The 15,412-nt window shown below is 36.0% G+C and carries 16 protein-coding genes; 5 read left to right on the top strand and 11 right to left on the bottom strand.

The annotated features are described in order from the left end of the window. The first annotated feature begins 104 nt into the window (after positions 1-104). From AC27VX_RS15625 to AC27VX_RS15605, 5 genes are all read left to right on the top strand, one after another. Positions 105-434 (top strand): PadR family transcriptional regulator, encoded by a 330-nt coding sequence (locus tag AC27VX_RS15625; RefSeq protein ID WP_103234940.1) that lies wholly within the window; start codon positions 105-107, stop codon positions 432-434. A gap of 11 nt (positions 435-445) precedes the next feature. Continuing rightward, positions 446-2,167, top strand: coding sequence for a PspC domain-containing protein (locus AC27VX_RS15620; protein ID WP_488696545.1), 1,722 nt, complete (start codon positions 446-448; stop codon positions 2,165-2,167). 314 nt (positions 2,168-2,481) lie between these two features. Continuing rightward, positions 2,482-3,075 carry a 1-acyl-sn-glycerol-3-phosphate acyltransferase gene (locus tag AC27VX_RS15615; RefSeq protein ID WP_236855513.1) on the top strand — a complete coding sequence of 198 codons (594 nt, stop codon included), beginning with the start codon at positions 2,482-2,484 and terminating at the stop codon, positions 3,073-3,075. Between the two features lie 61 nt (positions 3,076-3,136). Then, entirely contained in the window at positions 3,137-3,565 is a 429-nt protein-coding gene (locus AC27VX_RS15610; protein WP_236855514.1) for a PaaI family thioesterase, read from the top strand. Between the two features lie 211 nt (positions 3,566-3,776). After that, a complete protein-coding gene (locus AC27VX_RS15605) occupies positions 3,777-4,745 on the top strand; it encodes a chorismate-binding protein (protein ID WP_488696542.1) in 969 nt (322 codons plus the stop codon). Between the two features lie 153 nt (positions 4,746-4,898). On the opposite strand, the gene AC27VX_RS15600 is transcribed toward AC27VX_RS15605, so the two are convergent. The 11 genes from AC27VX_RS15600 to AC27VX_RS15550 form a co-directional block, all read right to left on the bottom strand. Next, on the bottom strand, positions 4,899-5,102 hold the full coding sequence (locus tag AC27VX_RS15600; protein WP_236855516.1) for a hypothetical protein: 204 nt from the start codon (positions 5,100-5,102) through the stop codon (positions 4,899-4,901). A 5-nt stretch (positions 5,103-5,107) separates the two neighbouring features. Next, positions 5,108-5,710: a MarC family protein gene (locus tag AC27VX_RS15595; RefSeq protein ID WP_236855517.1), complete on the bottom strand. Its 603-nt coding sequence runs from the start codon at positions 5,708-5,710 to the stop codon at positions 5,108-5,110. A 44-nt stretch (positions 5,711-5,754) separates the two neighbouring features. Continuing rightward, complete coding sequence (locus AC27VX_RS15590; RefSeq protein WP_236855518.1) at positions 5,755-7,494, bottom strand: BatD family protein; 1,740 nt, start codon at positions 7,492-7,494, stop codon at positions 5,755-5,757. Then, the gene (locus tag AC27VX_RS15585; RefSeq protein ID WP_236855519.1) at positions 7,494-8,234 is read right to left on the bottom strand and encodes a tetratricopeptide repeat protein; all 741 of its coding nucleotides are present in this window, start codon (positions 8,232-8,234) and stop codon (positions 7,494-7,496) included. Before AC27VX_RS15585 ends, AC27VX_RS15590 begins: the two co-directional genes overlap by 1 nt. 98 nt (positions 8,235-8,332) lie before the next feature. Further along, a complete protein-coding gene (locus AC27VX_RS15580; protein ID WP_236855520.1) occupies positions 8,333-9,340 on the bottom strand; it encodes a vWA domain-containing protein in 1,008 nt (335 codons plus the stop codon). After that, entirely contained in the window at positions 9,340-10,332 is a 993-nt protein-coding gene (locus AC27VX_RS15575; protein ID WP_488696539.1) for a VWA domain-containing protein, read from the bottom strand. The genes AC27VX_RS15580 and AC27VX_RS15575 overlap by 1 nt, the downstream gene beginning before the upstream one ends. Then, complete coding sequence (locus tag AC27VX_RS15570) at positions 10,325-11,221, bottom strand: BatD family protein (protein ID WP_236855522.1); 897 nt, start codon at positions 11,219-11,221, stop codon at positions 10,325-10,327. The genes AC27VX_RS15575 and AC27VX_RS15570 overlap by 8 nt, the downstream gene beginning before the upstream one ends. Positions 11,222-11,277: 56 nt before the next feature. Then, a complete protein-coding gene (locus AC27VX_RS15565) occupies positions 11,278-12,141 on the bottom strand; it encodes a DUF58 domain-containing protein (protein WP_236855523.1) in 864 nt (287 codons plus the stop codon). Between the two features lie 66 nt (positions 12,142-12,207). Beyond that, on the bottom strand, positions 12,208-12,666 hold the full coding sequence (locus tag AC27VX_RS15560; protein ID WP_488696536.1) for a GNAT family N-acetyltransferase: 459 nt from the start codon (positions 12,664-12,666) through the stop codon (positions 12,208-12,210). Continuing rightward, positions 12,666-13,670, bottom strand: coding sequence for an AAA family ATPase (locus AC27VX_RS15555; protein ID WP_236855525.1), 1,005 nt, complete (start codon positions 13,668-13,670; stop codon positions 12,666-12,668). Before AC27VX_RS15555 ends, AC27VX_RS15560 begins: the two co-directional genes overlap by 1 nt. A 215-nt stretch (positions 13,671-13,885) precedes the next feature. Beyond that, positions 13,886-15,193, bottom strand: coding sequence for a hypothetical protein (locus AC27VX_RS15550; protein WP_488696534.1), 1,308 nt, complete (start codon positions 15,191-15,193; stop codon positions 13,886-13,888). Between the last annotated feature and the right edge of the window lie 219 nt (positions 15,194-15,412).

Genomic DNA, 15,412 nt, shown 5'->3' with positions numbered 1-15,412 from the left:
AATACCATTTTATTTATATATCTTTGTAATGTAAAATTAGAATAGGCTCAACTAGCTAGGAGCATTTTTCTGAAAATATAACTAATTAACAAAACTTATTAAAGATGAATACTGAAAATACCAAAGCGCAAATGCGAAAAGGAATTCTGGAATTCTGTATTCTAAGTCTCATCAATAATCGCGAAATGTATGTTTCTGATCTTATTGACGAGCTGAAAAAAGGAAAACTGGATGTAGTGGAAGGGACCCTCTACCCTCTTCTTACAAGACTTAAAAACGGGGAGTTTCTCTCTTACAGATGGGAAGAGTCTACTGGGGGACCACCCAGAAAATATTATCAGATTACAGAAAAAGGAAAACTTTTCCTGGATGAACTTCAGAATACATGGAATGAACTGACAGCCTCAGTGAACCAAATCACCCAACAAAATTAAAAAACAAAGCTATGAACAAGACACTCTCAATAGGACTCGCAGGTTTTTCTTTTACCATAGAAGAACACGCATATATAAAGCTTAGCGATTACCTTAATGCTCTGAGAAGCTCACTGGATGCTTCGGAAGCGGATGAGGTAATGCATGACATAGAAATAAGAATGGTGGAGATCTTCAGAGATTCACTGGGAAAACGTGAAGTGATCAATGATACCGATGTAGAAAAGGTAATTGCTCAGATCGGAAGCCCGGAAAAAATAGAAGAACAGGAAGAGGCTTATTTTTCTGAAAAAACAACACATAAAAACAATACCACAGGAAGCAATTATACAGACAAAAAGCAATTATTCCGTGATCCTGAAAAACAAAAGATTGCAGGGGTATGCGCAGGTTTAGCTCAGTATGTAGGAATGGATATTACTGCCATGAGAGCTATCTGGCTAGGAGTTTTTGTCTTAGGAATTTTTACAGCGGCTATTTCTTCTTCATTAATAGGACTGCTTTATATCATCCTTTGGATTGTACTTCCAAAAGCTGAAACAGCAGCAGATTTCCTGAAAATGCAGGGAAAGCCTATGAACTTCGACAATCTTAAAAATGAGTCCAACAAACTGGTTCAGTTTGCTAATGAATCTACTCAGAGAGTCGGAGAAATCTACAACGAAAACAAGCCTTATATCAATAATGCAGGAAGCGGGATCTGGAATGTATTAAAATATATTGTAGGGGTACTACTGGTACTGATGGCAGTAGGAAGTATCATCGGAATTTTCGTCATCTTCGGATTGTTTGGAACTGGTGCTGATTTCCCTGGAGCTAACAAAATAGAATTCTATATGGGGGAAAACGGACTTGATAAAGTTTTAGTAGCTATAATGATTCTAGGAAGTTTAATTCCGGCTATTATCTTCAGTTTATTAAGTATCAAAATCTTTTCTCCAAAAACAAAACTAAGAAATATCGGCTGGGTATTAGGAGGAATCTTCCTTTTATTACTTGGGCTGGGAGCTTATTTTGGAGTAAGTATGGCCAAGAAAAATATGATCTACCAAGGTAATAAAGAAGATACTGAAAACATCGCAATCAATACAACATCAGATACGCTTTATGTAGACATCAAGCAGGTGAATATTCCTCAGAATTTCAAAGCTTATGATGATGACATCTACTCTGATAAGAAAACTGTATTTGAAGAAGATTATATCTCTGTAGATGTAACAAGAAAGCCAGATATCAAAACACCTTATCTGATTATCAAAAAAGAGGGAGAGGGATACAATGTGCCGGTGCAGGTAACAGTTCCTGTAGAAATAATAGGAAATAGGGTAATGCTTCCCAACTTCATTAAATATCCTTATGAACAAAGATTCAGAAATTACAGAGTGGATTACGAACTTGTAGTTCCTCAGAGAACAATAGTAATTCCTGTGAAGAAAGATCATATCAGCTTTGATGGAGATCTGAATGGAGACGGTATTAATGACAATGATCAGGACGAATCTGAGAACCACAACGGTATCAGAATTGAAAAAAATAAGATCACGGTGAACGGTTCAAGCATTGAATATAATTCTGATGATAAAGACAGCATCATCATCAATGGTAAAAAAGTTCCAAATAACCAGGCAAAGAAAGTAATTGATTCTGTAGCGTCCAACATCAAGAAAATAAACAAAGATGTGGACATCAAAATCAAAGACGGGAAAAACGAAATTTCCATACAAACTAAATAATTAACTTCAGAGAGTGGTAGAAGGTGTGAATGGATGGCAACCGTTTGAAATTCACACCCTTCTTCTCTCAGAAAAGTGAAAAAAAAACAATATTTAGTTCTCCATGTAAAAAAAAAGTTTTAATTTCGTAAAGCTAAATTATAATAACCAATTAACAAAAAACACAGCCTTATCATGATACAATTTGCAATGGAATTCGTAATGAAAATCGTAGATTTAATTAACGGTTTGTTTTAAGAGCGATAATATTTCAATATATTTGTAAAGTATAACCAAAATATGGTTATACTTTTTTGTTTTTAATCCAAGAATCTATGAAAAAGCTTATAGGCAAACTGATGTTAAAATTATTAGGCTGGAAAGTCGTTCTACAGGGCGATGTAAACAACCTGGACAGGTGCATCCTTGTGGTGGCACCCCATACCCACAACATGGAATACATTTTAGGAAACTTTGCCTACTGGTCCTTGAACAAACCATTGAAAATAATTATCAAAGATGCCCATACCAAAGCGTGGTATGGCAGTATTGTAAGAGGTCTTGGAGGAATTGGTATCGACAGAACTCAGAAAAATGATCTTGTGAATTTTGTAGCCAATCGGTTTTCAAAAGAAAATTTCAGCCTTGTGATTACCCCTGAGGGAACAAGAAGCTGGGTTCCGAAATGGAGAAAGGGTTTCTATCACATGGCTTTAGCAGCTAAAGTTCCTATCGTACTGGCAGCAGGTGATTTTAAAAGAAACACTGTTTATCTGGGGTATACTATTCCATATGAAAGAATAGCATCCGTCCCTTTTTCTGAAATTATGCAGGAAATTCAGGATTACTATATAAAAAATGATATTGTCCCTAAGGTTCCTGCCAACTGGAATCCTAATATTATGGGAACAGGAGAGGAAAAAATTTAGAAACAAATTACTTTCCCATTTTCATTTATCTATTATTACTCACCATTTATCTATTATAAAAATGAAAGGTCAGACAAAAGAAGAAATATTAACATTTATCAATAACTGGGGTGGCGAAACCCTTGCGAAAACCCTTGAGATCAAATTCATTGATATTGATCTCGAAAATGAGACCCTAACAGCTGTTATGCCAGTGCTTCCTAGAACGCATCAGCCTTTTGGGATTATGCACGGAGGAGCCAGTTGCGTGTTGGCAGAAACTTTAGGATCAAGCCTGTCTAATATTTTTATAGATGGAGATAAATATTACGGGGTTGGCACCAATATCAACTCCAATCATCTGAGAAGTAAAAAAGACGGAGAAGTAACAGCCACTGCCCGATTTATCAGAAAAGGAAAAACGATGCACGTGTCTGAGATTGAAATTCGTGATGAAAAAGGAACTTTGATCAATCATACGACAATGACCAATGCTATTATTCACAGATAAAGCGGTATCATTTCCATAAACATAGAAAGCTCAACTTAAAATTGAGCTTTTTTTATACACTTATAGTAACATCGCCAGATTTTTATCTCAAAAAAGACTGTTTTAATTTTGACATTTTTAAGACTAATAATACCTTTGCAGAAAGGAAAATCAACTTCGGAATTTCCTATATTATTTCCGGGCGACGATTTTCAAAATCCATTCATAACTAATGATTTATTTCAAACTTCCTTTCGACGAGAGATTGCAGTCTGTAGATGAGAAAAACGATAATACCGCTGTTAACTTTCATTCTTATAACGGTGATTCTCAGATAAACTTCAACGGAGATATTATTGAAATCGACCCGTTTGAATTCAATACAACTTCTATTACAAATGAATCACTGATCAGTAATACAACCAGTACCGAAGCAGAAACCAAGGAAGAATATGGTCATACACTGCAACGGGTAATTGCAGTAATTAAAGAAAACAACTTACCCAAACTGGTTTACTCGAGAAGGAAGATTGTTACAGATTTTACAGTGATTGATTATAAGGAGAGTTTCAATAATCTATGCCAATCTTACCCCAATGCTTTCAGATATCTGTTCAATGATGGTGAAAACGCATGGATGGGGGCTTTTTCTGAGGTTCTTGGAAAGTTTAATAAAGAAACTCATGAATTTGAAACCATGGCATTAGCGGGAACTCTTCCTGTCTCTGAAGCATGGTCTGAAAAAGAAATTGAAGAACAGAAACCGGTTACTGCTTATATTCAGAATATTCTTAAAAATTATTCCGAACACGTTCAGCAATCGGAAACTTATGATCATATTTCCGGAAATATTAAGCATTTACGGACCGATTTTAAAACCAATATAAATCCGGAAGATCTGGATCAGCTTATCAGGGACCTGCACCCTACTCCGGCAGTGTGTGGTATTCCCAAAGATTTTTGCAATGCGAATATCCGGAAGTATGAGAAATACTCGCGTGAATTCTATGCAGGCTACAGTAAGATCGAAACCCAAGAAAGCATTCAGTATTTTGTAAATCTGCGATGTGCCAGACTTTATAAAAATGCAGTACATATCTTTGTTGGTGGTGGAATTACCGCACAAAGCAACCCTGAAAAAGAATGGATAGAAACAGAACTTAAGTCTGAAGCAATATTGAAAAACCTGGTTATTTCTTAATCTTCAAGAAAGTATTTTATTACTTATTTCAGGTTAAATACAAAGGACTAAAAAGCTTTTTCATTCAGAAATTCTGAAGTTTAACAGCAATATCTGTTCATAAAAAAATGCCTCTTCCGGATGAAAGAGGCATTTTTTATATTTTTTAATATTTTACTTTATTTTTTTAGCGCCAATTCTGCTCCATGTATCCATAACGAAAAGCACAAGAAGACCAATCGCAGCGGCTGATGCTGAAAACACAAATCTCAAATTGTCTTCATCACCTAAAATATCTGTTTGCCAATTGATAGCATAAAGATTGATTGCCATGAAAACGATAAATACTACTAGAAATACCTTATAAAACTTCTGCATGATATTTAAAAATTAATATAATTCTGCACCAATTGAGCAAAATTTGCGGTGAATAATTTAATTGAAATCGCCAAAAGGATAATACCAAAAACTTTCTGAAGAATCATTAGTGTAGCATCTCCTATTTTTCGTTCTAACCACTTCGCTGATTTCAGCACCAAATATACGAAAATTGTATTAAGTATGATTCCACAAATAATATTAATATCATGAAATTCAGCTCTAAGAGATAAGGCGGTTGTTAACGTTCCAGCTCCCGCAACCAGTGGAAATGCGATGGGAACGATAGATGCAGCCTTTGCTTCGGTTGTTTTATTGATTTCAATTCCTAGAATCATTTCCAGCGCTATGATAAAAATCACAAAAGCTCCGGCAATGGCAAACGAATTTACATCTACTCCAATCAGCTTTAGAATCTTATTTCCTACAAACAGGAAAACAATCATAATTGCTCCGGCGGTAATGGAAGCTCTTCCGGCTTCTATTTTTCCGAACTTCTGCTGAAGGCTTACTATAATAGGAACTGAGCCAATAATATCGATTACGGCAAAAAGAACCATGAAGCTGGTAACAATCTCTTTAATAGAGAAACCATCAAAAATTTCCATCTCTTTGTAATTAAAAATTTCGCAAAAATATGAAAATAAACTGATTATTTGCTAATTTGTGAATATAAATTAACAATAGTTTTCAAAAGTTCCTCAAGACCCTCCTGAGATTTCACAGGAGCATATTTCTCCATTTGAATTTTCTGCTGCATTGTACTGTAGTCTTCTGCAACGGAAGAACCTTTGTATTTTTCAAGAAAAGTCTTAAACTCCCCAGCAGAGCCATGGAAATACTGATTTCTAACTTCCTGGTCCAGCTCATCCAACGTCACAAAAAACTTTTCATACTCTTCATTATCTTTAAGGTTTTCAAGATAACCAAAATAATCGTTAATATCCGTTTTCATCAATTCTCTTATCTCCTGTTCAGTTTCAGCCACTGATCCTAAGGGTTTTGAAGGTACGGTTTCCCTAACTAATGTACGTTTTTTTTGCCAAGTTTTAAATAATAAATAAGCAACAAATAAACCTAAAAGAATCGCAATATTAGTCAATAAAATATTCCAGTGGAACTTGCTTTTTTCTTTTACTTTTAAGGAAGTTGTTTTTAAAACAGGTGTATTTACGGTCTCCAGAAGATTATTGGTATATTCATTTACCTTTTCTACTGTAGAGCGGGCTTCCAGTATCTGATCATGGGAAAAAGCATTTACATCCAGTGTTTTCTGACCTAGATCTACATATTCTCTGTTCTCAGGATCAAAGAAAGCAAACTGTTCCGTTTTTATGGATATGGCTCCGGATTTATTTGGAATTACCACATAATTGGCAAGAATTTCACCTTTCATTCCTGTAGTTCCCGGGGTAACTTTAGAAGAAATCTTTGGAGCATAAACTTCATAGTCCGGTGATGCCAGTATCTTTGGAAGTACCATATCCGGCAGATTACCTTCTCCGGATACTTTTACGATTACATTTATAGGCTTTTTGGCCTCAGGTTTTTCTTTGGAAGCACTATAAACGTTTACATTGAAGTTTCCTACCGCATTTTTAAAACATTCAGGAGCTCCTTCCGGAAGTTTTCTAACGATAAGTTTTACTTTATTGGAAACAATTTTATTTTTACTTGAATAAGAATTTACAGATGCTGAAACAGCGGGAACCTCCACATATCCTGCTTCATTTGGAAATACCATAAATACAGCAAGCACCTGGGAAGGCATATTTGCATACCCGGAAGGATCTATTTCAGATTTATGAAAACTGACCGCATGTACATTGATATTATCCTGCTGAGGAAGACGGATATCCTTTACCTTTCTAAGGTTATCCATATTTCTGGAATAGACTTTCAAAACAGCAAAAGTAGGCTGATCCTGATAAACATCCCTGTCCTCAATTTCCATATTCAGATATACATCATTGGAAACATTACTGGCTAAAGATTTTTTATCGACAATATCTTTAACATTAACCTCAAAAGGTTCAGTTTTATAGATTTTATTATTGATCGTTACCAGTACAGATCCTATCTTTATTTTACCTTTTTTCTTAGGCTCAAGGGCTATTCTGGATACTTTTTGGGTAACTAATAAATTAGTGGCAGGATCAATTACAGTATTTGTAACAGAGCCGCTGCCTATGATATTGAATTTTGAAAGATCCGGAAGCTGGAATTTGGTCTGCTGTTCAAGATCACTCCCGTTAAGCTCCAGTACAATGGTCAGGTTTACGATGTCTTTTCCACCATATTCAGTTTTATCTGCATCCATAGAAAGATTTACCTGTCCGTAAGTAATTACGGAAGCCAAAGTAAGCAATATGTAAATTAATTTGTACTGCATCACCAATCTTTCTCGTTGCTTTCAGGCATCGAATAAGAATTTTTGTTTAAAATTCTTCTGGCGGTTTCTTTTTCTTTTTCGTTTATTTTATCTAAGATCGCATTTTCAAGGTCTTTTGGCATTCTGCCCTCATTTTTATTTTGCTGAGGATTATTGCCCTGGTCACTTTTGCCTTCGTTCTGCGGACCATTTCCCTGATCTTGCTTTTGGTCTTTATCTCCTTTCTGATCTTCCCCTTTGTTCTGATCATTACCGCCGCCTCCTTTTCCTGAGTTATCCTGCTGGTTCTTCTGTTGTTCTTTTTCCTTTTCTTTCAGTTTGGCAATTTCATAGTTTTTTCTTGTTGCCTCGCTGTATGGATTTTGCTTTAATGCTTTTTTATAATAGTCTGCCGCTTTTTCCGGCTGGCTCATCTGCATATAGGTATTTCCTAAATTATGAAGAGCTGCAGCTTTATCAGGAAGGGTCTGCGAAAGTTTTTCTGCTTTTTCAAACTCAGCCTTAGCCTCTTCATACTTTTTACTTTTATACAAAGCATTTCCCATATTATAGTGGGCCGTAAAATCTTTATCATTGTCTTTTACAGCTTCCATATACTTTGAAGACGCCCCATCATAGTCTTTACCGTCAAATTTCTGATTACCTTCATGAACTAAAGTCCTATAATTTTCCTGCCCAAACAAAATGCCTGAGAAAGAGAAAGTAAGAATAAACGATAAAAATATAATTTTAGTATTCATCACTTGCAAAATTATCCCTTTATATGTTAAGAAACAGGGTTTTATTTGTTAAAATTCGGTTAAAGTATACTTTGGAATCATGATCACTTGTAGGGAAACTACACATTAAAATCCTTTTTAGGATTAAAAATATAAATTAAAAAGAAGAAAAGAATGGAAACAGCTAAAAAATACTGATAATAGTGATTGGCATTCTGTGATTTCACCAGGGTTTCAGAACCTGATGATTTCCTGTTAACTGCATCCAGAATCCTGTCAGGAGCTTCGTTGATATTATTCCCGTCAATATAAGTTCCTCCAGTAGATTCGGCCATCTTCTTCAGCGCATCAGTCTGCCTTTTGGAGATTACCGTACTGCCATTCATATCTGTTTTGTAGCCCATCAGCTGACCATAGACATATTCCGGAACCGGAGCGCCTTCATCCGTACCTACTCCTACTGAAGTAATACTGATTCCTTCTTTATTGGCAAGCCTTATTGCGGCATTATCATTTCCTTCATTATCCTCTCCGTCACTCAGCAATATTACTTTTCTGGATCCTTTGCTTACATTTTTAAATTTCTCTGCTGCTGCCTGCATTCCTTTTAGAAAATCAGTTCCCTGCATCTGCATAGAACTGGTTTCAATACCGCTGATGTAGGTTTCAGCAGAATTATAATCGGTAGTCAGCGGCATGATAGACATTGCCTGTCCTGCAAATATGACGATTCCTACTTTATCATTTTTCATTTTCTGCATGGTCCCCAGCATTAAGTTTTTGGCCTCACTAAGACGGCTTGGGTTAATATCCTCCGCATTCATAGAATTGGAGACATCCAGCATAAAAATAACATTATTCAGCTTCTGACTGCTTTTTACTTCTTCAGAACCATTGAGAAGATCGATAATTGAGAATATTAAAAACAAGGTTCCCAGGAGATATAACACAGGAAAAAACTTTGTAAATCCTGAACTTTTTTCAAATAGACTGTCATGAAACTCACTGGCTGCAAAAATTTCCCTCTTTTTACTTCTCCATTTCAAAAAACGGATCAGAAAAGAAGCTAACAGTGGGAGAAGCAACAGTAATAATAAATACCAATAATTTCCTAAAGACCAACTCATCAGCTTAAAATTTTATAAAACACCCATCTCAACAGTGCATCCAACATCAGCATTCCTAAAGCAATCCAAAGGAATATCTTAAAATACTCATCATAGTTGTAAAGTTTTGAAATCTTCACATCCGATTTTTCCAACTGGTTGATCTCATCATACACCTCTTCAAGACTGCTGTTTGATGTAGCCCTGAAATATTTCCCCCCTGTAGTCTGCGCAATTTCTCTCAATGTATTTTCATCAATAGTCACCTCAGCTTCTGTGAAGACAAGATCTCCAAAAATATCCTGAGATGTAGGCATCAGTGCATAGCCATTGGTTCCTATTCCTATAGCATATACTCTTATATTATTATTTTTTGCCAGCTCAGCAGCAACCTGCGGAGGAATAGCATTCTGAATATTACTTACCCCATCCGTCATCAGAATGACTACTTTACTTTTGGCTTTACTTTTTATCAAATGATTTACAGCAACAGAAAGTCCTTCTCCAATAGCTGTTCCCGGTTCAAGACCTGCAGAATTCAGGTTTTTAATTTCATCAATTACAACCTGATGATCTGAAGTAACGGGAACTTTTGTAAAAGCTTCTGCGGCATAAGCCACAACTCCTATCCTGTCATTAGGGCGCTTCTGAACAAATTTCACCGCAATATCTTTTAAGGCAGTGATACGGTCGGGATTTAAATCTTTTGCCAGCATACTGAGGGATACATCTATTGACAGCATAATATCAATTCCTTTTGTCTCATCTCTATCCTGAGAAATGGTAAAGGTCCTCGGTCTTGCCATTGCAATAATCAGGGCAGAAAGAATGATATACTTTGATATTTTCAATACAAAAAGTACTCCACGGATTCCACTGCTGTCATCCATATTTTTTATCGTAGGCACTTTTATCCCTTTCTTTTCCCGTTTACCTGCATCTTTTATAAAAAGAGGAATAAACAGCAGAAAAAGCAGCAAGAACCATGGACTGTAAAATTCAAAATCAAACATCCTTTCTCAAGTTTTCAAATTCTAGATCTTTGGATGATCTCTTCACAAAGTCTCTGATATTGGCAAAATCTTTTTCCATTGTTTCCTGATCCGGAAAGGTTTTGGCAAACTTCACAAGATCTCCTCTTAGGAAAACATCTTCCACTATTTTTTCATTATCCTGAGAGATGGTGTTGTTCTTTTTCATTACATCAATAAGATCATCAGTAAGAAGTACATCTGCAGGAAGGTGATATTGTTTTGTAATAAAGTTTCTGGAAATATCAATCAGTTCAACATAAAATGAACGGAAATTACCTCCTTCAATATATTTTTTCTTTTTAAGAGAATCAAGTTCTTTTAAAGTCTGATTGGTTGCGACAACAGGAGAGCTTTTTGTTTTTCTGCCCCATTTTATAATCATGATAATCGCAATAATCAAAGCGATAGCTGCTAAGGCTGCAAGGATATAAAACTTATACAGTTCCCAATAGTCTCTGGTAGCAAGCTTCACTTCCTTATTCTTCATGATATCACTGATCTGATCAGCTTTTTGCGCTGTATTAATCACCTCTATTTCATAAGGAATAGTTTTAAGGATTTTATCTCCCACTTTAAACTCAAGTTCCGGAATGGTAAATTTCCCTTCTTCAAAAACTGCAAATTCTATTTTTCTTTCATAAGAGTTGGCATTCTGCCCAATGCTGTCTTTAGTTTCTTCAAAATGAAAAGGAAGGAGTTCATTTTTTGGAGCAGAAGTTACCTGTTGCTCATTAAGGTTATCAATCTTAACAATAAGGTGGTTCACTTCGCCTAGCGCAATTGTTTTCTTTTCTACGTTGGAAGATAATATCTGTGAAAAAGCATTCGCACAGATGAAAAAAGATAATATTAATAGTATTTTTCTCAATGTTAAAATAATAAAGGCTAAAGCCTTAAGTTTTTATATATGGGTTTTGCCCAATGTTATTTTTTCTGAAAATAATTATACAGTAATTTTGAATAATCCGAACCGGTATTAATATTCATAAAACTGGCCGAACTATTGGCAAAATCTTCTTCTAAAGCTCTTAATTTTTGTTTTTGGGCTTCCGCAAAAGTATATCTCCATCTTGCATTGGAAGTATTGGCCCATATCTGTTTTCCTGTTTCTGCATCATACAGAAGGGTGTAGCCCACATCAGGAATCTCATTATCTTTTTCATCATAAATCCTCATTCCCAGCAAATGGTGTTTTTTAGAGGCTACTCTCAGCATTTTGGAGTCATATTCATCCGCAAAATCGGAAAATAGAAATACCAAAGATTTTCTTTTAAAAATCCCCATCATATATTCAAGTGCTTTATCTATTTTAGATTCCGCAGGTACATAATCTGCGGTCAGAATAGTACTGATAATGGAAAGGATATGTTTTCTTCCTTTTTGGGGAGGAATCACTTTATATACTTTATCTGCAAACAGGATCAATCCTACTTTATCATTATTTCCGGCCGCTGAAAACCCCAGGCTGGCCGCAATTTCCGCAACATATTCTCTTTTCAGCTGGACTTTCGTACCATAATCCATAGAAGCAGATATATCTACTATGAGCATCATTGTAAGCTCCCTCTCCTCTTCCATTACTTTCACAAAAGGTTCACGGAAACGTGCTGTTTTGTTCCAGTCGATCCTTCTGATCTCATCACCAAACTGGTACGGACGAACTTCAGAAAAAGTCATCCCCTGCCCTTTGAAGGCACTGTGATATTGTCCCATCAAAGCAGCCTCCGTCTTTCTTCTGGTACGGATTTCTATCTGCTTTACCTTTTTTACAATATCTTTTATCTGCATAGACGGGTTAAAATTTAAATTTAAGATTCGGATGCTTTACAATTTTCAGCTCCTGATGTCTACTTCCTAGTTTTTGAATTCAATGGATACATTCAACCATTCATCATCAAATTTCGGACTGTATTTTTTATAAAAATTGATGGCAGGCTCATTCCAGTTCAATACCTGAAATACCATTCCACTGTACTCATTATTTATTCCGTGTTCTACAGTAGCGTCAAATAATTTTTTTCCGATCTGCATTCCCCTCATTCTTTCGGTCACTACAAGATCTTCAAGGTAAAGTCTTCTTCCTTTCCAGGTTGAATATCTGTCGTAATATAATGATATTCCTACAATTTCACCATTAAGCTCAGCAACAAAAGCCCCCCAAACAGGAGATTTGCCGAAACCATCTGCTGTAAATTGATCTACAGTAATAATAACTTCTTGCAAAGCTTTTTCATATTCTGCCAGTTCTCTGATTAATTCCAGCATGGAGCCGCAATCTTCCTGAACTGCTTTTCTTATAATAACCTCACTCATTACGGAGCCTGGATTTTTGCTAAAATTCTGTTAATGATTTCTTCGGTAGAAATTTCCTCTGCTTCAGCCTCAAAAGTAAGCCCCATTCTATGTCTCAGTACATCTTTAGCCAAAGCTTTCACATCTTCAGGAATAACAAAAGCTCTTCCTTTTAAGAATGCATAAGCTCTTGACGCAATAGCAAGATTGATGGATGCTCTTGGAGAAGCTCCAAAACTGATATAATTTTTAAGCTCAGAAAGTCCATAATTTTCAGGATAACGTGTTGCAAAAACCATATCAAGAATATATTTTTCAATTTTCTCATCCAGATAAATCTGGTTGATCAATTCTTTGGCCTCTACAATATCCTGAAGAGAAATCACAGGCTTCACTGTAGGCTGATGTGAAGTAGAAACCATTCTCATTACCAGTCTTTCATCTTCAAAAGAAGGATAATCTATGGTACATTTCAGCATGAAACGGTCACTCTGCGCCTCCGGAAGCAGGTAAGTCCCCTCCTGGTCAATTGGATTCTGAGTGGCCAATACCAGGAACGGTTTAGGTAACTTCATAGTTTCATCACCAATAGTCACCTGCTTTTCCTGCATCACCTCCAGAAGAGCTGACTGCACCTTTGCCGGCGCACGGTTGATCTCATCCGCCAGTACAAAATTCGCAAATACAGGTCCTTTTTTTATAGAAAAATCATTGTCTTTGATACTATAAATCATCGTTCCCACCACATCAGCAGGAAGCAGATCCGGTGTAAACTGAATTCTTGAAAAATCACCATGAACGGCATCAGCTAAAGTTTTTATTGCTAAGGTCTTAGCCAAACCAGGCACTCCTTCAAGAAGAACGTGACCATTCCCCAGAAGTCCTACCAAAAGGCGGTCTATCATATATTCCTGTCCAATAATAACTTTGTTGATTTCCTGTCTCAGAAGAGAAAATAAGTAGTTTTTTTCTTTTACTTTTTCCGTCAACTGACGGATGTCTTCTGCTTGATGTGTATCTGACATAGCTTGATTTAAAATAAGTGGTAAATTTCTGATAAATACTTGCATTAATCAACACAATAAATGCCATTTTTGAGTTAAAGTTTGTTAAATATTCCGGGATCAGCAAACGATCCGGACGTATACAGCCTGACTATCTTGCACATAAAACAGATTCATCAGATAAATAAGACCCTGTTCAAGGTGTCCATTGATCAGAAATATGATTGTTTATAAGATTAGAGTTTAGTAATCGTTAGGGTAAATGTATCCTCAGGAGCATCTGTGGTATCGTCATACGCTCCTACATTGATGAAATATTCAGTTCCTGCTGTTGTAGCAACTGTAAGGGTTTCCGTACCTCCGCCGCCAGCATTATCTACTGTATCCACACATGATAAGTTGCTACAACTTCCACTATAAGCACCGATCTGAGGATCAAAACTACTTCCAGCAGGCATTGTTACTTTAATAGTATACTGACTGTCATCTCCAATGAGTTTAAACCACGTTCCATCATTCATCCCCGTATCACCGGCACTTGAGCATACACTTATATTCCCAGCATTATTGGTTGTGGACACGGCATCATCCTGAGTATAAGCATAAGGAAAAGCTGACGCCAGAAAAGCTCCACTGCATGCATCATTTAATGGTACCGGCGGAATGGTTTTAAAAACATACTCCGAACACCCGGAAGAAACGACATTTGCCGAAACGGACGCTATTTTTAAATAATAATTAGTCCCTGTTGCAAGATTGGCCATTGGCGTAAAATCAGTTCCCGAAACTGATTGCTGGTTGATAACATCTGTTCCGCCCGGACTGGTACCTAATGAAATCTTGTAAGAATCAGCGCCAGAAACCGGAAGCCACTTTATATTGGGAGAAAGAGAAACATTCTGAGTATTATTCAAGGGATAGATAATGAAAGGACAGCCAGGAGCCGTACTTGGTGTAAGCCCTGAAATAGTAACTGATGATTTATAATCTGCTCTTATTCCGCCTGGCAGTGCTGCAGTATCTACGATTCCACGATCTCCTTTATAATAAAGAGTTGAGTATGGAATATGAGTATAAACATGAAAAGCTTCATCAAAGTTATTAATATCGATATTGGGAGAATTCTCTTTTGCAGCGATAACCAGATTATCAGTATTATTATAAGCAAACGGAGTAGCAAAAATCACTTGTACCTGATTGTTATTTTTAACAACAGTTCCTTCAAATACCTGTGTAAGCTGAGTGGCAGGAATCCAATCTGTACCGGAAGAAAAAGTGTTTTTTGATGTATGCCCGAGATAAACAGTCCAGTTCGAAGATTCTACAATGGTTGACATAGGATCTATATAAAAGGTTAGGCCTGTAATATTTCCCGCAGCACTTGCATTGAGTTCCTGTTTAGGATAAATCTGCTGAACATAGGAATAGGAAAAAAAGCTACTTACAGGAGCAGTACCAACGTTTGTACTTCCGATATTTATATTGATCTGGGCCTTTACAGCCAACACTACAAACAATAGACTTAAAAGTAAAATTCTTTTCATTATTAATAATATTATTCTCGAATACCATGCTAATTTAATAATAAAAATATTGATTATAACAATAAAAATAATATTCAGCCATATAATTCAGCACTAACATTTTTTTTTAAACAAAAACTACCCAATAATTATTTCTTTTACATAATCAGCAATAAAAAACCAACCGTTTCAAAAATAAAAATAATTAAAAGCATCTTTAATACATATTTAATATATTTA

Source organism: Chryseobacterium sp. 14P4.3.2, assembly GCF_057799275.1.
Note: the sequence above shows the minus strand (reverse complement) of the source record. Positions and strands in the feature narration are given on the sequence as shown.

What these genes read in the sequence shown, in the direction of transcription:
- AC27VX_RS15625 (WP_103234940.1), top strand. Translation starts at nt 105, where the DNA reads ATGAATACTGAAAATACCAAAGCGCAAATGCGAAAAGGAATTCTGGAA.
- AC27VX_RS15620 (WP_488696545.1), top strand. Translation starts at nt 446, where the DNA reads ATGAACAAGACACTCTCAATAGGACTCGCAGGTTTTTCTTTTACCATA.
- AC27VX_RS15615 (WP_236855513.1), top strand. Translation starts at nt 2,482, where the DNA reads ATGAAAAAGCTTATAGGCAAACTGATGTTAAAATTATTAGGCTGGAAA.
- AC27VX_RS15610 (WP_236855514.1), top strand. Translation starts at nt 3,137, where the DNA reads ATGAAAGGTCAGACAAAAGAAGAAATATTAACATTTATCAATAACTGG.
- AC27VX_RS15605 (WP_488696542.1), top strand. Translation starts at nt 3,777, where the DNA reads ATGATTTATTTCAAACTTCCTTTCGACGAGAGATTGCAGTCTGTAGAT.
- AC27VX_RS15600 (WP_236855516.1), bottom strand. Translation starts at nt 5,102, where the DNA reads ATGCAGAAGTTTTATAAGGTATTTCTAGTAGTATTTATCGTTTTCATG.
- AC27VX_RS15595 (WP_236855517.1), bottom strand. Translation starts at nt 5,710, where the DNA reads ATGGAAATTTTTGATGGTTTCTCTATTAAAGAGATTGTTACCAGCTTC.
- AC27VX_RS15590 (WP_236855518.1), bottom strand. Translation starts at nt 7,494, where the DNA reads ATGCAGTACAAATTAATTTACATATTGCTTACTTTGGCTTCCGTAATT.
- AC27VX_RS15585 (WP_236855519.1), bottom strand. Translation starts at nt 8,234, where the DNA reads ATGAATACTAAAATTATATTTTTATCGTTTATTCTTACTTTCTCTTTC.
- AC27VX_RS15580 (WP_236855520.1), bottom strand. Translation starts at nt 9,340, where the DNA reads ATGAGTTGGTCTTTAGGAAATTATTGGTATTTATTATTACTGTTGCTT.
- AC27VX_RS15575 (WP_488696539.1), bottom strand. Translation starts at nt 10,332, where the DNA reads ATGTTTGATTTTGAATTTTACAGTCCATGGTTCTTGCTGCTTTTTCTG.
- AC27VX_RS15565 (WP_236855523.1), bottom strand. Translation starts at nt 12,141, where the DNA reads ATGCAGATAAAAGATATTGTAAAAAAGGTAAAGCAGATAGAAATCCGT.
- AC27VX_RS15560 (WP_488696536.1), bottom strand. Translation starts at nt 12,666, where the DNA reads ATGAGTGAGGTTATTATAAGAAAAGCAGTTCAGGAAGATTGCGGCTCC.
- AC27VX_RS15555 (WP_236855525.1), bottom strand. Translation starts at nt 13,670, where the DNA reads ATGTCAGATACACATCAAGCAGAAGACATCCGTCAGTTGACGGAAAAA.
- AC27VX_RS15550 (WP_488696534.1), bottom strand. Translation starts at nt 15,193, where the DNA reads ATGAAAAGAATTTTACTTTTAAGTCTATTGTTTGTAGTGTTGGCTGTA.